This is a genomic window from Rhizobium oryzicola (assembly GCF_030504645.1).
Lineage (GTDB): Bacteria > Pseudomonadota > Alphaproteobacteria > Rhizobiales > Rhizobiaceae > Neorhizobium > Neorhizobium oryzicola.
The window spans coordinates 189,390-211,857 of sequence record NZ_JAUKWQ010000001.1; the positions used below are offsets into that span (position 1 = coordinate 189,390).

The 22,468-nt window shown below is 59.1% G+C and carries 25 protein-coding genes, 1 tRNA gene and 1 pseudogene; 17 read left to right on the top strand and 10 right to left on the bottom strand.

The annotated features are described in order from the left end of the window. Nucleotides 1-59: 59 nt before the first annotated feature. The 5 genes from Q2T52_RS00905 to Q2T52_RS00925 all read right to left on the bottom strand — a co-directional run bounded on the left by Q2T52_RS00905 (nt 60) and on the right by Q2T52_RS00925 (nt 4,130). Nucleotides 60-1,058, bottom strand: a complete 999-nt coding sequence (locus Q2T52_RS00905; protein ID WP_302074806.1) for an adenosine deaminase — start codon at nt 1,056-1,058, stop codon at nt 60-62. Beyond that, a complete protein-coding gene (locus Q2T52_RS00910) occupies nt 1,055-2,275 on the bottom strand; it encodes a phosphopentomutase (RefSeq protein WP_302074807.1) in 1,221 nt (406 codons plus the stop codon). The genes Q2T52_RS00905 and Q2T52_RS00910 overlap by 4 nt, the downstream gene beginning before the upstream one ends. A gap of 85 nt (nt 2,276-2,360) precedes the next feature. Beyond that, nucleotides 2,361-2,966, bottom strand: coding sequence for a TadE/TadG family type IV pilus assembly protein (locus tag Q2T52_RS00915; protein WP_302074808.1), 606 nt, complete (start codon nt 2,964-2,966; stop codon nt 2,361-2,363). Continuing rightward, complete coding sequence (locus tag Q2T52_RS00920) at nt 2,963-3,595, bottom strand: TadE/TadG family type IV pilus assembly protein (protein WP_302074809.1); 633 nt, start codon at nt 3,593-3,595, stop codon at nt 2,963-2,965. The genes Q2T52_RS00915 and Q2T52_RS00920 overlap by 4 nt, the downstream gene beginning before the upstream one ends. Before the next feature lie 112 nt (nt 3,596-3,707). Next, nucleotides 3,708-4,130 (bottom strand): pilus assembly protein N-terminal domain-containing protein, encoded by a 423-nt coding sequence (locus tag Q2T52_RS00925; RefSeq protein ID WP_302074810.1) that lies wholly within the window; start codon nt 4,128-4,130, stop codon nt 3,708-3,710. Nucleotides 4,131-4,522: 392 nt separating this feature from the next. Between Q2T52_RS00925 and Q2T52_RS00930 the strand changes: the two genes are divergently transcribed. The 9 genes from Q2T52_RS00930 (at nt 4,523) to Q2T52_RS00970 (ending at nt 13,368) form a co-directional block, all read left to right on the top strand. Further along, entirely contained in the window at nt 4,523-4,699 is a 177-nt protein-coding gene (locus Q2T52_RS00930; RefSeq protein ID WP_302074811.1) for a Flp family type IVb pilin, read from the top strand. Between the two features lie 77 nt (nt 4,700-4,776). Next, nucleotides 4,777-5,283, top strand: coding sequence for an A24 family peptidase (locus Q2T52_RS00935; protein ID WP_302074812.1), 507 nt, complete (start codon nt 4,777-4,779; stop codon nt 5,281-5,283). A 155-nt stretch (nt 5,284-5,438) separates the two neighbouring features. Further along, entirely contained in the window at nt 5,439-6,269 is an 831-nt protein-coding gene (gene cpaB / locus Q2T52_RS00940; RefSeq protein ID WP_302074813.1) for a Flp pilus assembly protein CpaB, read from the top strand. Between the two features lie 3 nt (nt 6,270-6,272). Further along, nucleotides 6,273-7,862 (top strand): type II and III secretion system protein family protein, encoded by a 1,590-nt coding sequence (locus Q2T52_RS00945; protein WP_302074814.1) that lies wholly within the window; start codon nt 6,273-6,275, stop codon nt 7,860-7,862. A gap of 11 nt (nt 7,863-7,873) precedes the next feature. Then, on the top strand, nt 7,874-8,524 hold the full coding sequence (locus tag Q2T52_RS00950; RefSeq protein WP_302074815.1) for a CpaD family pilus assembly protein: 651 nt from the start codon (nt 7,874-7,876) through the stop codon (nt 8,522-8,524). A 15-nt stretch (nt 8,525-8,539) separates the two neighbouring features. Then, entirely contained in the window at nt 8,540-9,829 is a 1,290-nt protein-coding gene (locus tag Q2T52_RS00955; protein WP_302074816.1) for a CpaE/TadZ family protein, read from the top strand. Nucleotides 9,830-9,860: 31 nt separating this feature from the next. Next, nucleotides 9,861-11,357: a TadA family conjugal transfer-associated ATPase gene (locus tag Q2T52_RS00960; RefSeq protein WP_302074817.1), complete on the top strand. Its 1,497-nt coding sequence runs from the start codon at nt 9,861-9,863 to the stop codon at nt 11,355-11,357. Between the two features lie 47 nt (nt 11,358-11,404). Continuing rightward, a complete protein-coding gene (locus Q2T52_RS00965) occupies nt 11,405-12,379 on the top strand; it encodes a type II secretion system F family protein (protein ID WP_302075988.1) in 975 nt (324 codons plus the stop codon). An 8-nt stretch (nt 12,380-12,387) separates the two neighbouring features. Beyond that, nucleotides 12,388-13,368 carry a type II secretion system F family protein gene (locus Q2T52_RS00970; protein WP_302074818.1) on the top strand — a complete coding sequence of 327 codons (981 nt, stop codon included), beginning with the start codon at nt 12,388-12,390 and terminating at the stop codon, nt 13,366-13,368. Between the two features lie 43 nt (nt 13,369-13,411). Here Q2T52_RS00970 and Q2T52_RS00975 read toward each other — a convergent pair whose 3' ends face one another. Next, nucleotides 13,412-14,254, bottom strand: a complete 843-nt coding sequence (locus Q2T52_RS00975) for a tetratricopeptide repeat protein (RefSeq protein WP_436799469.1) — start codon at nt 14,252-14,254, stop codon at nt 13,412-13,414. A 134-nt stretch (nt 14,255-14,388) separates the two neighbouring features. On the opposite strand from Q2T52_RS00975, the gene Q2T52_RS00980 reads away from it, so the two are divergent. From Q2T52_RS00980 to fdhA, 5 genes are all read left to right on the top strand, one after another. Then, on the top strand, nt 14,389-15,777 hold the full coding sequence (locus Q2T52_RS00980) for a leucyl aminopeptidase family protein (RefSeq protein ID WP_302074819.1): 1,389 nt from the start codon (nt 14,389-14,391) through the stop codon (nt 15,775-15,777). A gap of 64 nt (nt 15,778-15,841) precedes the next feature. After that, a complete protein-coding gene (locus Q2T52_RS00985) occupies nt 15,842-16,198 on the top strand; it encodes a MarR family winged helix-turn-helix transcriptional regulator (RefSeq protein ID WP_302074820.1) in 357 nt (118 codons plus the stop codon). 1 nt (nt 16,199) lies between these two features. Continuing rightward, on the top strand, nt 16,200-17,048 hold the full coding sequence (locus tag Q2T52_RS00990; RefSeq protein WP_302074821.1) for a C40 family peptidase: 849 nt from the start codon (nt 16,200-16,202) through the stop codon (nt 17,046-17,048). Between the two features lie 92 nt (nt 17,049-17,140). After that, nucleotides 17,141-17,491: a hypothetical protein gene (locus tag Q2T52_RS00995; RefSeq protein WP_302074822.1), complete on the top strand. Its 351-nt coding sequence runs from the start codon at nt 17,141-17,143 to the stop codon at nt 17,489-17,491. Between the two features lie 320 nt (nt 17,492-17,811). Then, nucleotides 17,812-19,002, top strand: a complete 1,191-nt coding sequence (fdhA, locus tag Q2T52_RS01000; RefSeq protein ID WP_302074823.1) for a formaldehyde dehydrogenase, glutathione-independent — start codon at nt 17,812-17,814, stop codon at nt 19,000-19,002. 189 nt (nt 19,003-19,191) lie between these two features. Here fdhA and Q2T52_RS01005 read toward each other — a convergent pair. The 4 genes and pseudogenes from Q2T52_RS01005 to Q2T52_RS01020 all read right to left on the bottom strand — a co-directional run. Beyond that, nucleotides 19,192-19,278, bottom strand: a tRNA-Leu gene (locus Q2T52_RS01005). Nucleotides 19,279-19,382: 104 nt separating this feature from the next. Beyond that, entirely contained in the window at nt 19,383-19,694 is a 312-nt protein-coding gene (locus tag Q2T52_RS01010) for an Rdx family protein (RefSeq protein ID WP_302074824.1), read from the bottom strand. Beyond that, a complete protein-coding gene (locus tag Q2T52_RS01015) occupies nt 19,691-20,101 on the bottom strand; it encodes an NAD-binding protein (protein ID WP_302075990.1) in 411 nt (136 codons plus the stop codon). Before Q2T52_RS01015 ends, Q2T52_RS01010 begins: the two co-directional genes overlap by 4 nt. A gap of 6 nt (nt 20,102-20,107) precedes the next feature. Then, a pseudogene (locus tag Q2T52_RS01020) lies at nt 20,108-20,584 on the bottom strand (NAD(P)-dependent oxidoreductase); the annotation flags it as partial. Between the two features lie 220 nt (nt 20,585-20,804). Between Q2T52_RS01020 and Q2T52_RS01025 the strand changes: the two are divergent. The 3 genes from Q2T52_RS01025 to Q2T52_RS01035 all read left to right on the top strand — a co-directional run bounded on the left by Q2T52_RS01025 (nt 20,805) and on the right by Q2T52_RS01035 (nt 22,389). Continuing rightward, entirely contained in the window at nt 20,805-21,311 is a 507-nt protein-coding gene (locus Q2T52_RS01025) for a hypothetical protein (protein WP_302074825.1), read from the top strand. Nucleotides 21,312-21,405: 94 nt separating this feature from the next. Next, nucleotides 21,406-21,594, top strand: a complete 189-nt coding sequence (locus Q2T52_RS01030) for a YegP family protein (protein WP_302074826.1) — start codon at nt 21,406-21,408, stop codon at nt 21,592-21,594. An 84-nt stretch (nt 21,595-21,678) separates the two neighbouring features. After that, nucleotides 21,679-22,389, top strand: coding sequence for a PRC-barrel domain-containing protein (locus Q2T52_RS01035; protein WP_302074827.1), 711 nt, complete (start codon nt 21,679-21,681; stop codon nt 22,387-22,389). Nucleotides 22,390-22,468 lie beyond the last annotated feature (79 nt).

Consider the following 22,468-nt stretch of genomic DNA (forward strand, 5'->3'; position numbering starts at 1 on the left):
AATCTTTCTTTCACGGAAAGCCACGCAACCGCAAGCGGTCAGGGCAAGTTTGCCGGCTCTTACGCTGAAGCATCCCCATATGCATGCGCATTCAAGCGCGCAACCAGTCTTGCCCGGGTCTCTTCGTCCACGAAGGCGGCTTCGAGCGCCGTGCGTGTCATGGCGTTGATCTCGGTATCTGAAAAGCCGAACACCCCGCCTGCTATCTCGTACTCGCGCTGAAGCGATGTGTGGAAAAAGGGCGGATCGTCCGAACTGATGCAGACGCGCACGCCCGCCTCCTTGAGACGGCGCAGCGGATGGCTTTCAAAATCCGGATAGACGGAAAGCGCAATATTGGAGCCCGGACAGACTTCCAGCACCACGCCGGTTTCCGCCAGCCGCGCCACCAGCGCTTCGTCCTCGATGGCGCGAACCCCATGACCTATGCGGGAGGGACGGACTAGATCGAGAGCGTCGGCGACGCTAAAGGCGCCACAGACCTCACCGGCATGGATCGTCAGGCCAAGGCCCGCATCGCGGGCAATGTCGAAGGCGCGGGCGTAATCTGCAACGCGGCCCATGCGTTCTTCGCCCGCCATGTTGAAACCTGTTACCAGCGGATTGTGGCTGCGGGCGGCATATTCGGCGGCGGCAATCACGCGCTCGGGTCCGAAATGGCGTTCGCCTGTCACGATGATGCGGGTCTCAATGCCCGTCTTTTCCTTGGCCGCAAGGATGCCGTCGGTGATGCCGGCAAGATAGGCATCGGCGCCGAGGCCGATCCGGCCGCCGTGATCGGGGGAAACGATGATCTCGCTGTAGATGGTGTTGATCGCCGCAAGCTCCGTCAGGTAGCTTTCGGTCAGCAGCGCGTAGTCTTCCTGCGTACGAAAGAGGGCCGCGACTTTGTCATAGGCCTGAATGAATTCGGCAAAGTCCTTCCAGACATAGCCGCCATCGCGGATGAAACTGCTGGCATCAACCCCATACTTTTCTGCCTGACGGAGCGAAAGTTCGGGCGGTGCGGCGCCTTCGATATGGCAGTGAATTTCGGCTTTCAGCAAATGTGCGGTCACAGGAAACTCCGTCCATGGCGTCCGGGTGCGATGCCAAGATGCCCGGCAACCGTTTCCCCGATATCAGCGTAACTGTCGCGAAGCCCGATCAAGCGGTTGGGAAGACCCGGCCCATAGGCCATGATCGGAACGCGCTCCCGCGTATGGTCCGTACCGCGCCAGGTCGGGTCGCAGCCATGGTCGGCCGTCAGGATCAAGAGGTCGCCCGGTTTCATCTTGCGGATCACCTCGGGCAGGCGCTTGTCGAAAGCTTCGAGTGCTGCGGCATAACCCGGCACGTCACGGCGATGCCCGTAAAGCATGTCGAAATCGACGAAATTGGTGAAGACCAGATCGCCATCCTGCGCGTCGTCCATGGTGGCAAGGGTCGCATTCATCAGTGCGTCATTTCCATTGGCCTTGATGACGCGGGATACGCCTTGATGGGCAAAGATGTCACCGATCTTGCCCACGGCATGCACGGTGCGTCCTGCTTCCTTCAGGCGATCCAGCAGGGTGGGTTCCGGCGGCAGCACGGAGAAGTCCCGCCGGTTGCCGGTGCGCTCGAAGGCCGCGGAACTCTCGCCGATGAAGGGCCGTGCGATGACGCGCCCGATATTGAGCGGATCAAGATGCTTGCGCACGATGAGGCAGAAGTCGATGAGCCTCTGCAGTCCAAAATGCGTTTCATGCGCCGCGATCTGGAAGACCGAGTCGGTTGAGGTGTAGCAGATGGGCTTGCCGGTGCGGATGTGCTCCTCGCCCAGGCGCGCAATGATGTCAGTGCCGGATGCATGGCAATTGCCGAGAATGCCCGGCAGGCCCGCTTCCTGGCAGATTGCTTCGATGAGTTCCGGGGGAAAGGCGTCGCCTTCCTGAGAAAAGTAGCCCCAATCAAACATGACAGGCGTTCCGGCAATCTCCCAATGGCCGGACGGCGTGTCCTTGCCGCGTGAAACTTCATTGGCGGCGCCATGCATGCCGAACACCCGTTCCGGCACAGGCATGCCCACCGGCCAATCGCCGCTTGCCAGCCTGGCGATATGCATCAGCCCAAGGGAGGACATGTTAGGCAGCTTCAGCGGGCCATCGCGCAGGCCTTCACGGTCAGCTGCGCCGGCCGCGCAAAATTCCGCGATATGGCCAAGCGTATTGGAGCCGAGATCCTGATAGGCCTCCGCATCACGTGCGCCGCCGATGCCGAAGGAGTCGAGAACGAAGAGAAAGGCGCGTGCCATCCATCACCTGCAAAAGCGCTACCGGACCTCCCGGCAGGCATGTTGATCGCCGTTCATACAGTCGCCGCGCTCGCTTGGCAAAATTTCAGCAGTCCGAGCAGTCGATCTTGTCGCCCACGCGCTGGCGAAAGAAGTAGCTGCGGCTGATGGTGATGCTCTTTGTTTGAGAGGAGAGCACGCCGCCCGGCAGCAGCAGCAGCAGCTCATGTGGCACGGAAAGCTCTGTGCGAATCAGAAAGCTGTTTGCCACTTTCATGTCTGCCGGCACGCCACTGACGGGCGTGCCCACGCCATAAGGTCGCGCACCTGTCTTGTCCCAGGACCACGCAACCGTTGGGTTCGCGTTGGCATCAATGGTGACACCGGTAACCCGTAGACTGATGTTGCTGGCGTCGGTGTTGTAGGGGACGAAGATCGCCTTGGAAACATCCACCATGGTGGCGAGGTAGGCCTTGTTGACGCTGGGCTGCTGCGTCACCAGATCCGCCACCGATCCGGCCGCTTTCGTGGCGCGTTTGGCAACGCTGATGCCGAGCGTCAACTCGAAGCAACTGATGTAGAGAGCAATCAGGATTGGTGCAATGATGGCGAACTCTACCCCGCCAATGCCGCTTCTATCCCGCCAAAAGCGCCGGAGCGGAATGAGGATGCCGCTCAGACGGCCGGCAGCGTGGTGCGGCTTATCCATCATGGATAATCCTCGTTTTGAAACGCAGCCGTGCCGACGATGAGGAAGTCGGTGGGGAGTGAACCATTGCTTGGGCGAATATTGGTGATGTAAGGGCGGATCAGGTCGGTGATGATCTGCCAACGGTAATAGGCCCTTAGCATGTTAATCGACTTTGCCCCGCCAGGAGCATATTTGAAGGAAGTCGGGTCGATATCCGCATAGGCACTGGTCGAGACGCGCGGAATGGTCGTCGGTATGTCCGCAAAGGTTTTGAAGCTTCTCGCATCGATGTACAGTAATTTCGGTGTGCTGATCTCCGTGGCGGAACAGGAGATCAGGATCGATACCTCCGCGCAGAACGCGGTTCGAAACTGAACTTCCGTCATGTCGGTGGAGCGGCCCATATTGTAGGTGATCTGGCCCGTCCGCAGCTTACGCGCAAACGTATCGACCGCACTGGAAACCAGCTGCTCGGCCGTGAAGGCGACGAATGTCTCGATGATCGCAAACACGATCATGAAATAGGGAATGGCAAGAATCGCAAATTCAATGGCTGCCGCTCCATCTCTGGAGCGAAGCAATCTGTTCCATCCGCGGGGTTTGTCACGTGGCTCGGTCGCTGTCAGCGCGATTTCGTTCAGATGCGACATTGTGTTCGCCCGGGCAATCTCTTGAGATGGCGACGCTAGGCGGATTGTGTTGAGATTTCGTTGCCGTGTTCAAGACAGTTTGCATCATCCTGGGGCAATTGCGGTCATTGTCTTATTGCCCCGGTGTGCTTGCGCCGGCTGTACCCTTTAGATCGGCATGTTGCTCGCAATTTGGCGTGCAGGACAAGACAGTCCTTTCCGTCTGACGGAAGACGCGGACCGTATTGCCCTCGTCGATAGAGACGAGGATGCGCTCGTCTGCAATGGCGTTGCCCTTCGCATCCAGAAGAACGAGATTGGTCGTTCCGAAGGCGCGCCCGGTCAGGACGATGGTGGTCGGGTCCGCAACGGTTGCGTCGGCGACGCTGGAATTACCGACGATGACTTTGCTCACCGGCCGATCAAGGCGAAGGATCCGGGCCTGGTTCATATAGACGCGCAACAGATTGCCATCCGCTTCCGCGGCTTGTGCTGCATCAATGGCACAGGCGGAGGCGATGGTCGCGAAAAGAATGGCCAGAAACTGGCGAAACATATGAGAGGCCCTTGCGAATGTCCTAAAGCTGAGCATGCGCGGGATTGGTGAATGAAGGTTTAAAGTTCCGCATTGAGGCAACAATCCCGAATTGGCACAGGATGTTTATCCCAGGTTGAATTCAGGCAACTGGAATACGTGTTTTAGAGACGTGTGGAAAAGGCTGATTTGCAAGGAGAAGTGCGTCCCGGTTGATGCTTTCGGCACATCGATAGAGTTTTATCATTCTTGTTGAGTTCGTCTTCACCGTGCAATCCGCAATTAAGCATTAAGCTTTTGTTAACTGCCTTTTTTAAGGCAATGGAAATGCCCCTCCTCATAGATTGAGCGCACCGAACAGCGGACAACAGTTGTCGGAAGTGCTGACAAGAAACCGGAGTAGGAGACGTAAGATGTCCAAGATTTTCGCTCGCTTTGTAAAGGAAGAATCGGGCGCAACTGCAATCGAGTACGGTCTGATCGCTGCACTCATTTCCGTTGCCCTGATCGCTGGCGCTTCCGCGCTCGGCAATAAGCTGAACAACCAGTTCACGAACCTGGCGACGTACCTGAACACCACCGCAAAGTAATTGGTGCTCGCCTCGATATAGAGCCGCCTGCTGGCGGCTTTTATGGTTTTGTCAAAGCAGCTATTGCGCGGGACCATATGCTGAACCAGATCATCCTCACTACGTTTCCGGCGGGCCTCGTTCTCGCTGCGGTAAGTGATGTTCTGACCATGAAGATCCCCAACCGGATTTCGGTTGGGCTTGTCCTCCTTTATGTGCTGGCAAGTTTGTCTGTGTCTCTGCCATGGGCGCAGATCGGATGGGCATTCGCTGCAGCCGGTGTGGTTTTCCTCGGATGCTTTGCGCTTTTTGCAGCAAATGTCATGGGTGGCGGTGATGCCAAACTGCTGACAGCTGCAGCGCTTTGGTATGGGTTTGATCCCAGCCTGATCTCCTTCCTCGCGTCTGTCGCCCTCATGGGCGGGTTCGTGACGGTGCTGGTGCTGATCATCAGGTGGAAGGCCAGCAATGTCCTGGCGATTGGAATTCCGCTGCCGCATTCTCTCGTCGATGCAAAGAAGATTCCTTACGGCGTTGCCATTGCGCTTGGTGGCCTTCTGACCATCGAGGCTACTCCGCTCTTCCATGCCGTCATGGGTTCGTAAAATCACACGTCACAAGTTTGAGCAGAGCCGCTATGCTCTTTTGAGTTTTGCGCAGTTAAGCTCCGATTAACCAGACGCCGAAGTCTTCCATTAACTATAATTACACCATTGGGGGCCATTCTGCGGGAAAATCAAAATCCCGTTAAGGATTGGCCATGAGACCCGCGCGCATCATTATTCTAGCCGTTGCCATTGGAGCAGCAGGCTTGGCTGGTCTGTTGGCCATGCAACTGAGCGGCACGCGTGAAGTCGTTCAGCAGACCAAAGAGGTTATCCGCAAGGAGCCGACCGTCAATGTTCTGGTGTCTGCCGAAAATCTGCCTGTTGGCAGCCGGCTGAACGACAAGTCCCTGCGCTGGATGGCTTGGCCCGAAGGGTCGATCGTCGAAGGCTTCATTACCGACCGCACCCGACCCAATGCCATCGGCGAACTCACAGGTCAGGTTGTTCGCCTGCCGATATTCGTGGGCGAACCACTCCGGGCCGAGAAGGTCGCAGACTCCTCCAACAGAATAATGTCCTCCCTTCTGCCGTCCGGAAAGCGGGCGATTGCGACAGAAATTTCGGCGACGACCGGGGCCGGCGGCTTCGTGCTGCCGAACGACCGCGTCGATGTCATCATGGTGCGCAAGAACGAGGACGGACGCTATGCGAGCGACTACGTTCTGAACAATATCCGGGTTCTCGCGATCGACCAGCGTATCGAGGAAAAGGATGACGGCACCAAAACCGTCCTTGGCACCACGGCCACCCTCGAATTGACGCCCGACCAGGCAAAGATCATGACGGTTGCCCAGCAGATGGCCGATCGCCTGACGCTGGCGCTGCGTTCGGTGGCCGATGCTCAGGACCCCGACAGTCCATCCGCGGACTATCTGCTGAAGAGCGCTGACGGCAAGTCCGACGTGCAGGTCATCAAGTCCGGATCCATCGTGAAGGCGTCGTCCTCTGGCAGCAATGCCGGCAGCAGCATGGTGCAGAGGTAAGCGATGCGCGGGAGCAATTGCGTGGCACATTTGAAAAATAAGTTCCGGTCGTCTGCGGCTTTCGCGCTCAGCTTCAGCCTTGCCGTTACGGGCATGCTGCCGAACATTTTGCCACTCCAGCTCGAGGTTTCTGCGGCTCATGCCGCAGATCAGAGCGTTCTGAGAATCGCCGACGTCGGACGCGGCGCCCATAAGCGTGTGAAGCTTGGCCTCAACAAGGCACTGGTCGTGGATCTGCCTGTCGATGCCCATGATATTCTGGTGGCGGATCCTTCCATGGCAGATGCCGTCACGCGCACGTCGCGGCGCATCTACCTGTTCGGCAAGTCCGTCGGCCAGACGAATATCTTCATTTTTGGTGCCGGAGGCGAAGAGATCGTGAGCCTCGATCTGGAAGTGGAGCGCGATATTGCAGGGCTTGAGCAGAACCTGCGCCGTTTCCTGCCCGAATCCGACATCAAGGTCGAAATCGTCTCCGACAACATCGTGCTCACCGGTTCGGTCAGGACGCCACAGGATGCAGCCCAGGCGGAACGACTGGCCCGTGCCTTCCTCAAGGGCGGTGAGGCAACCACCCGCAACACGACAGCGACCAGCCAGAGCAATGGCGACGGCGCCGTGGCCATCTACGCCGAAGACCGTCAGACATCGCAGATCGTCAACCTCTTGACGATCGAGGGTGAAGATCAGGTGACGCTGAAGGTTACCGTGGCGGAAGTCAGCCGTCAGGTGCTGAAGCAGCTTGGCTTTAACGGGTCGGTCAATGTCAACGGCAGTTCGGCACGCGGGGGCATTTCCTTTGCCAACCCGGCCAATCTGGGCAATGCCGTCAACCTTGGTGGCATTGGCGGTGCGGCAGGCAAGATCGGAACCACTGCGCTTGCAACATATGTCAATGCGATGGAACAGGCGGGGGTCATGCGCACGCTGGCAGAGCCGAGCCTGACTGCGATTTCCGGCGAGCAGGCCAAGTTCTACGTTGGCGGCCAGTTCCGCATGGCAGCCCAGCAGAATGTGGATGTGGACAGCAATAACAAGACCACGGTGACGCGAGCCATCGATACGGTCGATTACGGCATCCAGCTGAATTTCCGCCCCGTTGTCCTTTCGGCCGGACGCATCAGTCTCAAGATCGAGACAAACGTATCCGAACCGACCTACGAAGGCTCTGTCGCAACTGGCAACGGCAGTTCGCTGTCGGTTCCCGGTTCCACCTATATGTCGATCCGTAAGCGCGAAGCCTCCACATCCGTCGAGCTGCCCTCCGGCGGCTCTATCGTGATCGCCGGCCTCGTGCAGGACAATGTCCGCCAGGGCATGTCCGGACTGCCGGGCATTTCCAAGGTTCCAATCTTCGGCACTCTCTTCCGCAGCAAGGATTTCATCCGAAACGAAACGGAGCTTGTCATCATCGCGACTCCCTATCTGGTGCGGCCCGTTGCGCGCAACGAGCTTGCGCGGCCCGATGACAACTTCAATCCGACCGATGATGGTTCAATGTATTTCCTGAACCGGGTCAACAAGCTTTACGGACGCAAGGAGCAGGCCAATACGGGCCAGTATCACGGCGCCGTCGGCTTCATCTACAAGTGAGAGCCCTGACCATGACACGTACACTGCCCTCGGTTACTCTCCTGATCCTGTCCGGCCTTCTCGCCGGCTGCGGCAATTCGCAGCTGACCACCGGGTCCATTCCTGAAGATTACCGCGCACGTCATCCGATCGTTCTGACGGAAGCGCAGAGCGCCCTCGATATTCCAGTAGCGCCCAGCGACTACCGCCTCAGCACGGGCATGCGCGATACCGTGAAGGGCTTTGCGCAGAAATTCGTGCAATCCTCTTCGGGCTATGTGCAGATCCAGCTTCCGCAAGGGTCTCCCAACGCTGCAGCCGCGTCCCATCTGGCGCGCGATATCCGCACCGTTCTATCCGGGTCCGGCATCCGTTCCGACCGCATCATCATGACTGCTTACGGTGCGGCTCCTTCGGGGGATGCAGCACCGATCCGGCTGTCTTTTGCTTCGACCCGCGCCGTCACCGCATCCTGCGGCAACTGGCCGGAAGATTTGTCCAACGATACGATGGAAAATCGCAACTGGTACAATTTCGGCTGCGCCAGCCAGAACAATCTGGCAGCTCAGGTTGCCAACCCGACTGACCTGATGGCTCCGCGCGGCATGACGCCGATCGATGCCACGCGCCGCGCGAACGTGATCGGCGCCTATCGTGCCGGTACCGATCCGTCTTCGAAGTAAGGGGAGGGCACGAAAATGAACGCGATCGAATACGAAATACGAAAGCCTCTTGAGAATGAGGCAGCCGATTCCGGCCAGAGCCGATCCACAGACTTCGAAACCCTGCGACCGCTGCCGCGCATCTCCATCCATGCTTTCTGTGAAAGCGACGGAATGTTGCGCGTTATCGAGCGGCTTGGACAGGACCGCCGGATGGCGAAGGTGAATCTCAAGGTCACAAGCGGCAGTACAGCCGCAGCGGCCAACATGTTCGCTTCAACGCCGACGCCGAACCTCATCATCCTCGAAACGGATTCTGTGCCGGCGACGCTCCTGCAGGATCTCGCTCCGCTGGCGGAAGTCTGCGATGCCTCCACCCGTGTGATCATTATTGGCCGACACAACGATATTGCACTTTATCGCGAGCTGATCCGCAACGGCATTTCCGAATATCTCGTTGCTCCCGTCAAAATGGCGGATCTCTTGTCCTCCATTGCCAGTATCTTCGTGGATCCGGAAGCCGAGCCGCTGGGTCGTTCGATTGCCTTCATCGGTGCAAAGGGCGGCGTTGGTTCGTCCACCGTTGCGCACAATTGTGCTTTCGGCATTTCTTCGCTCTTCTCTACGGAGACTATCCTGGCGGATCTCGATCTTGCGTATGGGACGGCCAATATCGACTTCGATCAGGACCCGGCACAGGGCATTGCTGAAGCGGTCTTCGCACCTGAGCGTCTAGACGAGGTTTTTCTCGACCGCCTGCTGACCAAATGCTCCGAACATCTGTCGCTTTTGGCAGCGCCGTCCATGCTTGACCGTACCTATGATTTCGAGGGTCGGGCCTTCCAGCCGGTGATCGAGATCCTTCAGCGCAGTGCTCCGGTCGCAGTACTCGACGTACCGCATGCCTGGTCGGAGTGGACGCGTTCCGTGTTGGCCGAAGCCGATGAAGTGGTGATTACCGCCGTGCCGGATCTCGCCAATCTGCGCAATGCCAAGAACCTGCTGGATGCGCTGAAGAAGCTGCGTCCCAATGATCGCCCGCCGCATCTGGTGCTCAATCAGGTGGGAATGCCGAAGCGACCGGAAATCACACCTGCCGATTTCGCCGAGCCGCTAGAGCTGGAGCCGATTGCCATCATTCCCTTCGATGGTGCGATCTTCGGCAATGCTGCCAATAGCGGGCGGATGATTTCTGAAATCGACGCCAAGGGGCCGATCGCGGAAACCTTTTCGCAATTGGCCCACACCGTGACGGGGCGGGCCACTTTGAAGAAGACTCGCGGTCAAGGTCTCCTGAAGATGCTGGGCCTTTTGAAGCGCAAGTGAATTGAGACAAGTCATCTAACTGGATTGAATGATGTTCGGAAAACGCGGAAACGATGGATTTGGCAAGGGAGCGGGATCGCCGGCATCGCCGGTTGCCGTGCCGCCGCCCGTCAGCCCTGTGCCGGTGCGTGTCAGCCCCGAGGTTCTTTCCGATACCGGCGAGATGATGACGCAGCGCCAGGCCGTGACACCGCCGCCGCTTGCGCCCCAGCCTGCACCTGCTCAACGCCGGCGTACCACCCGCGACGAGGGCTATTACGACACCAAAAGTCAGGTCTTCTCTGCCCTGATCGATACGATCGATCTTTCGCAGCTCGCCAAGCTCGATACGGAAAGCGCGCGCGAAGAAATTCGTGATATCGTCAACGATATCATCACGATCAAGAATTTTGCGATGTCTATCTCCGAGCAGGAGGAACTGCTCGAGGATATCTGCAACGATGTTCTGGGCTATGGTCCGCTGGAGCCGCTACTGGCTCGCGACGACATCGCCGATATCATGGTCAACGGCGCCGGCCAGACCTTTATCGAAGTCGGCGGCAAGACCATTGAATCCGATATTCGCTTTCGAGACAATTCTCAGCTTCTGTCCATCTGCCAGCGTATCGTCAGCCAGGTCGGACGCCGCGTCGATGAATCGAGCCCGATATGCGATGCGCGCCTGCCCGATGGTTCCCGCGTGAACGTGATTGCGCCGCCGCTGGCGATCGATGGCCCGGCGCTCACCATTCGTAAGTTCAAGAAGGACAAGCTGAACCTCGACCAGCTGGTCCGGTTCGGTGCCATCACGCCGGAAGGCGCGCAGGTTCTGCAGATTATTGGCCGCGTTCGCTGCAACGTGGTCATTTCAGGTGGTACCGGTTCCGGTAAGACGACGCTCCTCAATTGCTTGACACGCTATATCGATATCGATGAGCGCGTCATCACCTGTGAAGATACCGCCGAATTGCAATTGCAGCAGCCGCATGTCGTCCGCCTGGAAACGCGCCCGCCGAACATCGAAGGCGAAGGCGAGATCACCATGCGCGATCTCGTGAAGAACTGCCTTCGTATGCGCCCGGAACGTATCATCGTCGGCGAAGTGCGCGGACCTGAGGTCTTCGACCTGCTGCAGGCCATGAACACCGGTCACGATGGCTCCATGGGCACCATCCACGCCAACAGCCCGCGAGAATGCCTGAGCCGTATGGAATCCATGATCGCCATGGGCGGCTATTCGCTGCCCGCCAAGACTGTGCGCGAAATCATCTCCGGCTCTGTGGACGTGATCGTTCAGGCAGCGCGCCTGCGTGACGGTTCGCGCCGCATCACCCACATCACCGAAGTGATCGGAATGGAAGGCGATGTGATCATCACCCAGGATCTGGTGCGCTACGAGATTGAAGGCGAGGATGCCGCTGGCCGTCTGATCGGTCGACATGTGTCCACCGGCATCGTCAAGCCGCATTTCTGGGATCGCGCCCGCTACTATAACGAGGATCGGCGCCTCGCGGCTGCGCTTGACCAGATGGAAATCAAGTCCAGCTGACCGCTGGCGGGGGGGGCTCGAGCGTGAATGTCACCTTATTGGCTGTTATGCTTCTGGTTGCCATCGCTGCGGCGACGCTTGCCTATGGCCTGATGTATTCACGAATCGAGGTCGAGAAGAAGACCCAGAGCCGCGTGAAGCGCGTTCGAACAAGCGACAACGAGCGTGACCGGGTCAAGGCCGCCCAGGATCGCGTTCAGGAACTTTCCAAGCGGCGCAAGTCGCTGCAGGATTCGCTGAAAGAGCTGGAAGACAAGGAGAAGTCAAAGCGCGTCAAGAACCGCACGATGAAGGCGCGGCTTGAACAATCCGGCCTGTCGATCGACCTGAGACGGTTTTACCTCTACAGCGGCGGTTTCGCCCTGTTCATCGCGCTTCTCGCCCTCTTGGCCGATGTGCCGCTGTTTGGCGTCCTTGGTATTGTCTTCGTGACCGGTCTTGGCTTGCCGCGCTGGACCGTCGGCTTTCTCATCTCACGGCGCCAGAACAAGTTTCTCGAGGAGTTTCCAAACGCGCTCGACGTGATGGTGCGATCGATCCGCTCCGGCCTGCCGCTCAACGACGCCATGCGACTCATCGCGTCAGATGGGCCTGAGCCCGTGAAAACAGAATTCCGCCGTGTGATCGAATCTCAGCAGGTGGGCTTGAGCATTCCCGATGCCTGCGCGCGCATGGTCAATACGATGCCGCTGCCGGAGGTGAACTTCTTCGCCATCGTGATCGCGATCCAGAGCCAGGCAGGCGGCAATCTGTCCGAAGCGCTCAGCAATCTTTCCAAGGTTCTGCGCGATCGGCGCAAGATGAAGGCAAAGGTGAAGGCGCTCTCCATGGAAGCCAAGGCATCCGCCGTCATCATCGGCTCTTTGCCCTTCGTGGTATCGCTGCTCGTGTATCTGACGTCGCCTGCCTATATCGAAGTTCTGTTCGTGGATTCGCGGGGACACTTCATTCTGCTGTTCTCAGCCATCTGGATGTCGATAGGGATCTTCGTCATGCGCCAAATGATCAATTTTGATATCTGAGGTGGATCATGTCTGAAGCCCTGGCCGCGAAACTGACTGATCCCGTCACTCTGATTGCTCTTCTCGTGGCGTTCGCTGTGTTTGCCACGCTTTACACGCTTGTCCTGCCTTATCTGGAAGGCACCAGCCTGCAAAAGCGCATGAAAGCCGTTTCTTCCGAGCGTGAACAGATGCGCGCCCGTGAACGGGCACGCATGAACGCCGAAAGCTCGCGCGCATCCCTTCGCACCCAGAACAACAAGTCCGCGCGACAGATTGTGGAACGCTTCAATCTGCGCAAGGCGCTGGTGGACGATAACACCGTCAACCGTCTGAAATCTGCGGGCCTTCGTTCACAAAATGCGCTGAACATCTTCCTGGTCTGCCGCTTCCTGCTGCCGTTCGGCTTCCTCTCCGCCGTCGGCTTCTGGATTTTCGTACTCGATAACCTGTCATCCAAACCATTTCCCGTGCGGCTGCTGGCAACCATTGTCGCGGGCTATGTCGGCTTCTACACGCCCAATATTTATGTCACGAACCTCGTCAACAAGCGTCAGGCCTCGATCAAGCGCGCCTGGCCGGATGCGCTGGACCTGATGCTGATCTGCGTGGAGTCGGGCATTTCGCTGGAAGCCGCTATGCGTCGCGTGGCGGATGAAATTGCCAGCCAGTCGGCAGAATTGGCCGAGGAAATGGTGCTGACCACGGCGGAACTGTCCTTCCTGCCAGACCGTCGTGTCGCGCTGGAAAACCTTGCGATCCGCACACAGTTGGACGGTGTGAAGGCCGTGACCACTGCTCTTATTCAGGCCGAGCGTTACGGTACGCCGATTGCACAGGCTCTGCGCGTGCTCGCCCAAGAAGGCCGTGACGAGCGCATGAACGAAGCCGAAAAGAAGGCAGCCGCTTTGCCGCCCAAGCTCACCGTTCCGATGATCCTGTTCTTCCTGCCGGTGCTGATCGCCGTTATCCTCGGCCCAGCAGGAATCCGCGTTTCCGATCGTTTCTGAAAAAATTCGGGACAGTCGTCAGCGCTGGAATTTCATTAATGGTTCAATTGGTCGAAGGCTTTTTGGAGTGCGCGTCGGCAGCGGCGAGCTGCTTCCAGGAATTCTGCTGAGAAAGCATGGTGCGCAGATAGGTCACGTTGGCTTCCGCCTGGGCGGGATCGAGTTCGCGGCGTGCGATTTGTTCGGCTTCTGCGAAGCGCCCCTGCAGCCCAACGACAAGCGCCAGGTTCTGACGCACGCGACTATCGGCACCTGGCTGAGCAACGGCGGATTTCAGATAGGTTTCCGCGTCACGCAGATTGCCCGACAGCACATAGGACATGCCGAGATTGGAGAGAACGCTGGGTTCGTTCGGTTGCGCATCGAGCGCCATGCGGTAGCGATCACGCGCCTCCTGGGAACGTCCCATCTGGTCCAGCACCGCACCTTCTGCAGAATAGAGGCGCCAGTCCGGGCGATCCGGCGTCTGCGCCCGGCCAATGGTGGCAAGCGCCTGCTCCAGCTGCCCCGCCGCGGCTTGCGCCTTGCCATAGGCAGCCAGCACTTCGCGGTCGCTTGGATAGGCGATAGCCACCTGCTGCATCACGGCGAGTGCTTGGGCGTTCTTGCCGTTCATCCGCAGGATATTGGCATAGTTCAAACCAATGTTGCGATCCTTCGGGGAGCGGTCATAGGCAAGCGCTATGCTGCGTTCAGCGGCTGCCAGTTCGGTCGCATTCATCGATTCGACGGGTTTGGACAGCGATGCCGCAGGAATGGAGCCGGTGGACATCTTGTCCGTCTTGCTGCTGGTTGCACAAGACGACAGCGAAAGAGCCAGGATGAGGGTACACGCGGAACCAAGGAGCATGCGCAAGCGGGCGGTCTTCGGTGCGGATACTGCCATGATCGGTCTCTTGAGCTTGTGTTGCGCGCTCCGACATCCGGCGCAAAGCGTGCGGATGGGGTGGCGCTATCCCGTCTCAAGCAATAATCTGTTAACCCTAACAGATCGTTAAATTCAGCTTTCGAAAGCCACCCATGACCCCGTACCAGTACCTCGAAAGACCCTCGCTTTTCCGGGCTTTTTCTGCCGATGCACTGCCCATCCATGCCGTCACGCCTGCCGAACTGGAGGGTGAAAGCCTGCCCGAATCAGTCAAGGCCTGGGCCAAGGCGGCAGGCTTCAAGGCAGAAGCCGGCACCATGACCTTGCTGCCCGGCGTCGATGGTAAGCTTGCGGGCGCATTGTTCGGCCTGGGCGCAGAGCCAGCTGATTCGCCCTTCATCACGGGCAAGCTCGCACGCTCCCTGCCTGCAGGCGCTTGGCGTTTCGAGAAAGCGTCCGTTCCTGTGGAGCGCCTGGCCTTCGGCTGGGGTCTCGGTGCCTACAGTTTCGATCGGTACAAGACGGCAAAGACGCCGGAAGCCTTCCTTTGCCTGCCGGACGGCTTTGACCGCTCAGCCCTGGATCGTCAGATTGGCGCTGTCTATCTGGCGCGCGACCTCGTCAACACGCCGACCAATGACATGGGCCCTGAGGTTCTGGAGCAGGTTTTCCGGGCTCTTGCTGGTCATTACAAGGCGGAGGTGTCCGTCGTTCTTGGTGAGGAACTGCTGGAGAAGAATTTCCCACTGATCCACACGGTCGGTCGCGCCAGCGCTGAGGCGCCGCGGCTTCTGGAAATGCGCTGGGGCCGCAAGGGCGCCCGGAAGATCACGCTGGTCGGCAAGGGCGTCTGCTTTGACACCGGCGGTCTCGACATCAAGCCGCCGGCCTCCATGCTGCTGATGAAAAAGGATATGGGTGGCGCGGCCAATGTGCTGGCATTGGCACTGATGATCATGGACGCGGGCCTGGATCTCGATCTGCGTGTGCTGGTGCCGGCGGTGGAGAACTCGATTTCCGCCAATGCTTTCCGTCCTGGCGATATCTATCGCAGCCGCAAGGGCATCACCGTGCAGATCGACAATACCGATGCAGAAGGTCGCCTCATCCTTGCCGATGCGTTGGCCTATGCAGACGAGGAAAAGCCAGACCTGCTGGTCGACATGGCGACATTGACGGGTGCTGCTCGCGTGGCGCTGGGGCCGGATCTGCCGCCCTTCTTTACCGATGACGAGGCCCTTTCGTCAGCCCTTCTGAGCGCCAGCGCTGCGGAAGATGATCCGCTGTGGCGCATGCCGCTCTTCAAGGGCTATGAGAAGGATATCCGCTCTCGCGCGGCTGACATCACCAATGCGCCGGGTGGCGGCATGGCTGGCTCCATCACAGCTGCCCTCTTCCTGAAACGCTTCGTCAGCGATGCAGCGAGCTGGGTGCACTTCGATATCTATGCCTGGGTTCCGAGCGAGAAACCGCATGCGCCTGTCGGCGGAGAAGCGCAGGCAATCCGCGCTCTCTTCCGCCATATCCGCAGCCTCGTTTAACGAGGCTTGCCTCTCGTTTCGGATGTGCCAAGAATAGCCGGCAGGCAGGATGTATGGAGTTTGCATGCCGGTTGAGATGACGCCGACGGAGGCGCTGAGCCTTTGGCACCGGGTGGCCCTGGAAGAAGTGCGGCGCGGCGGGCATGACCTCAGCTTCCGGCAGGTGGCGATCCTGCTGCACATCTATCTCGTGCCCCCGCCACATACCGTGCGCGGGCTCGCAGCCGCCCTTGGCGTGACCAAGCCGGTCATCACGCGCGCGCTCGATACGATGGGAGCGCTGAAATTGGTGGACCGCGAACGCGATCAGCGCGACAAGCGCAATGTCGTCGTCAAGCGCACGCTTGAGGGCGCCCTTTACCTGGAGAAATTCGGTGACCTGATCCGCGAGGAAGGTCGCCGCGCGATTGAGCGAGGATGACATGACCCAGCCACTCGACAGACGCCTTCACGCCTTCCGACCCGATCTCGCGGATGAGCGTTTGCGGGGGCAGGTAGAGGCATCGATCTTCAGCACAGGTGAACCGGCAGTCGTATCGGCCCCGGTGGCCGATCTGCGTCCTGCCCCGGATTTGGCACGCGGTATCGATACGCAATTGCTCTTCGGTGAGAACGTACGCGTCTTCGAGCGTCGCGACGGCTGGGCGTGGGTTCAGTCTGATGAAGACGGCTATGTCGGCTATCTGCCGGAGACGAGTCTCGGGCAGCCTTTTGAGGCGACGCACCGTATCGCGGTGCCGCGCACCTTCGTCTATCCAGAGGCGGAGCTTCGCAAGGTTCCGCTGCAAGCGCTTTCCATGGGAAGCCGGGTGCGGGTGACGGGAGAGGCTGAAACACGCGGCACGCGCTATTTCCTGCTGGAAAGCGGTGGTGCAGTGATTGCCGCCCATTGTGTGCCGATCGAGGAAGCGGCCTCGGACGACTATGTGGCGGTCGCCACCCGCTTTCTGGAAACGCCCTATCTCTGGGGTGGCCGCTCCGGCTTCGGTATCGATTGCTCGGGCCTCGTACAGCTTTCCATGATGATGACCGGACGAAAGATCCTGCGCGATTCCGACATGCAGGCGAGCTTCGGCCAGGAAATTGCCCGTGAGGAGCTACGACGCGGCGATCTGGTGTTCTGGAAGGGGCATGTGGGGCTGATGGAGGATGCCGAGACGCTTCTCCACGCGAATGGTCATACGATGACCGTCGCCCGCGAAAACTTGGACGCCGCCATCGAGCGCATCGGCTGGCTCTACCAGTACCCGACGGGCTATCGCCGCCCCTGATCTCTGATGATGCCGATCGCGTGATCCGGGATCCTGCTGGCAGTCGCCAGCGGGAATGCTTATATCACTGGTATCGACCGTGGAGGATTGTCATGAAGCGCGGGATGTCTTTGCTGCTGGCTGTTGCAATGGGCTTCGGCCTTGCCACCTCTGCCATCGCGGCAGACAAGAGATCCTCGCCGGACTGGCTGAACCCGGCGCCTGCCTACAAGGATCTGCCGGGAGTGGTGCCGGAGGCGGAGCGTCTGGCCAAGGAACAGGCCAACGAACCCAAATGTACGACCGATATCGAATATCAGCGCTGGCGCGGCAGTGATGTGTTTGACAGTGGTTTTCCGGTTCGCGTCTATCGTTGCGAGCAGAACGGCGTGACGTTCACAGGCACGGAATTGCCCAACAAGCCTTGGGTGCCGGGCTTGAACCCCTCGGCTCTGCCGAAGTAGCGGTGAGTTCGCGCGAGGCTTCACACGCCCCAATTGCGCGCGCATCCGTCGTAGAGAACAAATAGGCTGTCGTAATCCCAAGCGCTTTATCAGCTTCCAAGTGTTTTGCTGGCGGCACTGAATTCACCTCGTTGGAGGACGAGGAAAAATGCCGCTGGGAGGCGGCCGAGTTCGATCATGTGAACGGAATGCACCGGCTTGAACGAGCCGCCTCAGCTGCCCCGCTGTCATAGCGGGGAGCCGCCGCGTTGCCGTGCATCACGAGCCATGATCGCGCAGGCGTGACCGAACACCAATGTTCAACCACGGAGGAGATGACAATGAGCAGGAATAGAGGCGTCGTCTACATGCGGCCTGGCAAGGTCGAGGTGCGCGATATTGATGATCCCAAGCTTGAGGCGCCGGATGGACGGCGCATCGAACATGGCGTCATTCTCAAGGTGATCTCCACCAATATCTGTGGCTCTGATCAGCACATGGTGCGAGGCCGCACAACGGCCATGCCAGGCCTCGTTCTCGGACATGAAATCACCGGCGAGGTGATCGAGAAGGGCATCGATGTGGAGATGCTACAGGTCGGCGATATTGTTTCCGTACCCTTCAACGTGGCCTGTGGGCGCTGCAGGTGCTGCAAATCGCAGGATACGGGCGTCTGCCTGACGGTGAACCCGTCCCGCGCGGGCGGTGCTTATGGCTATGTGGATATGGGCGGCTGGATTGGTGGACAGGCGAAGTACGTCACTGTTCCCTATGCGGATTTCAATCTGTTGAAGTTCCCGGATCGCGATCGCGCAATGTCGAAAATCCGCGATCTGACCATGCTTTCCGATATTTTGCCCACAGGCTTTCACGGCGCCGTCAAGGCAGGCGTCGGGGTAGGCTCGACTGTTTATGTCGCGGGTGCCGGCCCCGTTGGGCTTGCCGCAGCGGCTTCGGCACGCATTCTGGGTGCTGCCGTCGTGATGGTGGGTGATTTCAACAAGGAGCGTCTCAACCACGTTTCCAAGATGGGATTCGAGGCTGTCGATCTATCTCAGAGCGATCGGTTGGGCGATATGATCGCCCAGATCATCGGCACCAATGAGGTGGATAGCGCCATCGACGCCGTTGGCTTCGAGGCTCGCGGTCATTCCGGCGGCGAACAGCCAGCGATCGTGCTGAACCAGATGATGGAAATTACCCGTGCGGCGGGTTCGATCGGTATTCCGGGCCTTTATGTAACGGAAGATCCCGGCGCCGTTGACGATGCTGCCAAGCAGGGCAGCCTGTCTATGCGCTTTGGTTTGGGCTGGGCAAAAGCGCAATCCTTCCACACGGGACAGACACCTGTGCTGAAATATAATCGTCAGCTGATGCAGGCGATCCTGCATGATCGTCTGCCGATCGCAGACATCGTCAATGCGAAAATCATCTCGCTTGAGGATGCGGTGCAGGGCTACGAGAGCTTCGATCAGGGAGCGGCAACGAAGTTCGTTCTTGATCCCCACGGCGACCTGCTCAAGGCTGCTTGATAACAGAAACGACCAATAGCGCGGGCGCCTGCGGCAAGCATAGTCGCAGGCGTTTTTCATGAAGAAGAGGCCGTGCTGAGAATGGCTTTGGAAGCAAGTTAGTGCTTGATTTTAGGCAACAAAAAAGCCCGGCAAGCCGGGCTTTTTGCGATGCTTCAAGATCATTTAAGATCCAATGAAGCTGGAATTTGGTGCCCAGAAGAGGACTCGAACCTCCACACCCTTTCGGGTACCAGCACCTGAAGCTGGCGCGTCTACCAATTCCGCCATCTGGGCGACGAGGAGCCATGTACTGGTACCCACTTCGCCTGTCAACGCCCTTTTTGAACTTTCTGTGTCAGGGGCGATTTTTCTTTATTGTGTCCTGTAAGGCTGTGGATTCACTCGCCTTGGTTCTCAGGGGGTTTCGATTTCGCGCGGTCGATATGTCCCAGATTTCGTTCAGGATCTGCGATGTCGCGCACCTTCTGTTTCAGCTCCTTGGGGCCTGGAAAACCGCCGTCACGCACCCGCTCCCAGATGAGTTCGCCATCGATTCGGATCTCGAAGATGCCACCGGTGCCGGGAATGAGCGCTACCTCGCCTAGCGTGTCGCCAAAGGTCTGCAGCAGCTCCTGCGCCATCCAGGCGGAGCGTAGCAGCCAATTGCATTGGGTGCAGTAGTGAATGGTGATGCGCGGCTTGCCGGTCATGCGTCGTCTCCCTCTTTCGATTGGCCTTCTGCGGCAAGGCGCACCATAGTGGCGAGGTCCGCATCGCCAAACCCAAGCGCATCGGCCTCCACAAAGCTGGCAAGACTTGCCGTTATGGCGGGAAGCGAGACGCCCAGTTGCTCGGCCAGACCCGTGATCACGCGCGCATCCTTCACCACGCCTGACAGCGCAAAGCCCACGTCGTCACTTTCACCGCGAATGACCGGCAGGCGGGATTTGAACGCCGGGCTGGCGGCTGGGCTTCCCTCCAGCAAGTCGAGCATGGTTTCTGCGCTCAAGCCTGCAGCGCGTCCCAGTGTCAACGCCTCCTTCAGCGTCTGCCAGAAACCCATCAGCATCATGTTGTTGACGAGCTTGGCCGCGGCGCCATGACCGAGCGGCCCCACATGGACGATGCGGGCGGATAAAACCTCCGCAACCGGCCTGAAGCGCCGGACGTCCGCTTCGCTGCCGCCGATATACATGCCGATTGCCCCTGATCGAACCTGTGGCGGCCCGCCGGAAATCGGCGCGTCGATGGCTGATGCACCCTTGGCGATGATGTCAGGCATATGCGCCCGTAACGTCTCCGGGCTGACGGTGCTGGTTTCAACGATCAAACGTCCGCCGAGCTCTTCAGTGCAGAGCGCCGTCAGCATCTCGGCAACGGAAGCGTCATCCATCAGCGAAAGAATGATGATATCGGAGGCAGCGACAAATTCCGCCAGATTGGCCGCGGGGCGGATCTTGAGGTTTTCGGCTTCCTTCGCGTCGATGCCCCGCCTGGTCCAGCCGGTGACGGCAAATCCTTCAGCGGACAGGCGCTCGGCCATGGCCTTGCCCATGCGTCCCAAGCCGAGGATGCCAATCGATTCCTTGGTCATATGCTCTCCGCGATTCGAATGTCTGGGTCTCTATCATGGGCGCGGGTTACGAGCTGGGAAAGCCAGTATTCGCGGCATAGGACTCTCGCATAAATTGCATGCAAAAATATTCGAAGCCTCGATGTGCTTCTCTCTTGAGAGCGCGAATTGGCCAATTTACTGCTGTGGTGCCAGAGCCGCGATGTGACATGCCGGTTCGAGACACTGCCTTGAGGGGAGATATTTCATGCAGATTGCCCGCCTGCTCTTGCTTGTCATTGCCGCTTTGTCAGCGTTCTCCGGCCCGTCCCATGCTACACCGGCCAGCGCTTACGAAGCATGTCGCCTCGCCGGCAATGACGATACGGTTCGCCACTACAATCCGAAGGCCCCGGACCCCAAGCTGAAGGCCGATCTGATGCGTTACCTACAGAGCCAGATCTCTAAGCCTCTCCAGGAGGCCGATCTGATTAACATGGTAAGCTACCGATGCATGGAGGGCAAAATTCTTGCCTGTGTGGTGGGGGCCAACCTGCCCTGCGACAAGATCTCCACCAGCGAGACCAACAAGGGCGCCTCGGAATTTTGCAGGATTAATCCGCAATTCGATGGCAAGGATGTGCCGATGTTCGCCACCGGCCATGATGCTCGCTACGAATACCAGTGCAAGGCGGGCGCTGCCGTGATCAAGGGCAAGACCTGGGAGCTCGATGCGCGCGGCTTTGCCAAGAGCCTGTGGAAGCCCATCGAATAAAGAGACAAACCCAGCCAATTACACGGGTCGGCTCTATTTGCCGCCGTCGCGCGACCTATATGCAGGTTTTGTGTCTCAAGCAGCTGATGGTGCCATGTATCGCTTTGAAATATATGAGGACCGGCGGGGCGAGTTCCGCTTCCGTTACCGGGCGCCAAACGGGGAGATCATGTTCATCTCCGAAGGTTATACCCAGAAGGAGTCTGCCGTGGCGGCGGTGGAAGCCATCAAGCGCACGGCAAGTGGTGCCGCAACAATCGATCAAACCATCGCGACGGCCTAATCTCTGCCACGTCAGCCGGGGATGGGAACTTGCCTCTGTCGTACGGGTTGGGAAAAGGACTGCCTGAAATGGAAGGACCTTCCCATGAAAACCAGAGTGCTCGTAGCCTTGGCCTTGTCGCTTGCTTTGCCCACCGGGGCGCTGGCCCAGAAAGGCGGTGTTCCCGCCGGAACGGCGCAAGGGAGCCAGAACACAAACCAGAACAACGCCCGCGGAGGGCTTCCCGATTCGCCACGGCACCCGGTGCAGACGGGCGGTTCGCATAATGGCAGCACCATGGCCGGTCCCTTCGTGACGATACCGGAGCACGGCGCATGGCGGGTGACCGACCTCGAAGGCAGAAATGTCTACACGGAGGGTGGCGACAACATCGGGAGCATCAGCGATGTACTCGTCAGTCAAGATGGCAGCATCAACGCCATCATCATCGGCGTTGGTGGCTTCCTCGGCATCAATGAGAAGGACGTGGCGATAGATTTCTCCGCCCTTCGCTTTGCTCCTGGCATGAGCCAGGAAGAAGCGGACAAGAAGGCCGAACAAAACAGCCCCTCGAATGAGACCACAGCGTCCACCACCGCCGGACAGAATACGCGTCCGCCTGCAGCAGGCGGTAATCCGGCCGATGCTGCACGAATGCCTGATGCTGCCAGCGGTGACACAGCCTCCAGTGGCGATGGCCACAACAATGCCACGCACATGGGCGAGGACGGCTTGCCGGAACGGATCGTTCTTAATGTCACGCGCGAACAGCTTGAGGATGCGCCGGCGTTCCAGGGCATGACGCCCGCACGGTGAGGATGGCAGGATGCGATCCAACAACGCCGGGTGCGAGAGCCTCGCGGTGAAAGCTGCGAGGCTCTTATTCGCAAGTGCG

Bases quoted from the DNA above. Each gene is read 5' to 3' on its own strand.
- Q2T52_RS00910 (WP_302074807.1), bottom strand. From the start codon at position 2,275: ATGGCACGCGCCTTTCTCTTCGTTCTCGACTCCTTCGGCATCGGCGGC.
- Q2T52_RS00915 (WP_302074808.1), bottom strand. From the start codon at position 2,966: ATGATGGATAAGCCGCACCACGCTGCCGGCCGTCTGAGCGGCATCCTC.
- Q2T52_RS00920 (WP_302074809.1), bottom strand. From the start codon at position 3,595: ATGTCGCATCTGAACGAAATCGCGCTGACAGCGACCGAGCCACGTGAC.
- Q2T52_RS00925 (WP_302074810.1), bottom strand. From the start codon at position 4,130: ATGTTTCGCCAGTTTCTGGCCATTCTTTTCGCGACCATCGCCTCCGCC.
- Q2T52_RS00930 (WP_302074811.1), top strand. From the start codon at position 4,523: ATGTCCAAGATTTTCGCTCGCTTTGTAAAGGAAGAATCGGGCGCAACT.
- Q2T52_RS00935 (WP_302074812.1), top strand. From the start codon at position 4,777: ATGCTGAACCAGATCATCCTCACTACGTTTCCGGCGGGCCTCGTTCTC.
- cpaB (WP_302074813.1), top strand. From the start codon at position 5,439: ATGAGACCCGCGCGCATCATTATTCTAGCCGTTGCCATTGGAGCAGCA.
- Q2T52_RS00945 (WP_302074814.1), top strand. From the start codon at position 6,273: ATGCGCGGGAGCAATTGCGTGGCACATTTGAAAAATAAGTTCCGGTCG.
- Q2T52_RS00950 (WP_302074815.1), top strand. From the start codon at position 7,874: ATGACACGTACACTGCCCTCGGTTACTCTCCTGATCCTGTCCGGCCTT.
- Q2T52_RS00955 (WP_302074816.1), top strand. From the start codon at position 8,540: ATGAACGCGATCGAATACGAAATACGAAAGCCTCTTGAGAATGAGGCA.
- Q2T52_RS00960 (WP_302074817.1), top strand. From the start codon at position 9,861: ATGTTCGGAAAACGCGGAAACGATGGATTTGGCAAGGGAGCGGGATCG.
- Q2T52_RS00965 (WP_302075988.1), top strand. From the start codon at position 11,405: ATGCTTCTGGTTGCCATCGCTGCGGCGACGCTTGCCTATGGCCTGATG.
- Q2T52_RS00970 (WP_302074818.1), top strand. From the start codon at position 12,388: ATGTCTGAAGCCCTGGCCGCGAAACTGACTGATCCCGTCACTCTGATT.
- Q2T52_RS00975 (WP_436799469.1), bottom strand. From the start codon at position 14,254: ATGGCAGTATCCGCACCGAAGACCGCCCGCTTGCGCATGCTCCTTGGT.
- Q2T52_RS00980 (WP_302074819.1), top strand. From the start codon at position 14,389: ATGACCCCGTACCAGTACCTCGAAAGACCCTCGCTTTTCCGGGCTTTT.
- Q2T52_RS00985 (WP_302074820.1), top strand. From the start codon at position 15,842: ATGCCGGTTGAGATGACGCCGACGGAGGCGCTGAGCCTTTGGCACCGG.
- Q2T52_RS00990 (WP_302074821.1), top strand. From the start codon at position 16,200: ATGACCCAGCCACTCGACAGACGCCTTCACGCCTTCCGACCCGATCTC.
- Q2T52_RS00995 (WP_302074822.1), top strand. From the start codon at position 17,141: ATGAAGCGCGGGATGTCTTTGCTGCTGGCTGTTGCAATGGGCTTCGGC.
- fdhA (WP_302074823.1), top strand. From the start codon at position 17,812: ATGAGCAGGAATAGAGGCGTCGTCTACATGCGGCCTGGCAAGGTCGAG.
- Q2T52_RS01010 (WP_302074824.1), bottom strand. From the start codon at position 19,694: ATGACCGGCAAGCCGCGCATCACCATTCACTACTGCACCCAATGCAAT.
- Q2T52_RS01025 (WP_302074825.1), top strand. From the start codon at position 20,805: ATGCAGATTGCCCGCCTGCTCTTGCTTGTCATTGCCGCTTTGTCAGCG.
- Q2T52_RS01030 (WP_302074826.1), top strand. From the start codon at position 21,406: ATGTATCGCTTTGAAATATATGAGGACCGGCGGGGCGAGTTCCGCTTC.
- Q2T52_RS01035 (WP_302074827.1), top strand. From the start codon at position 21,679: ATGAAAACCAGAGTGCTCGTAGCCTTGGCCTTGTCGCTTGCTTTGCCC.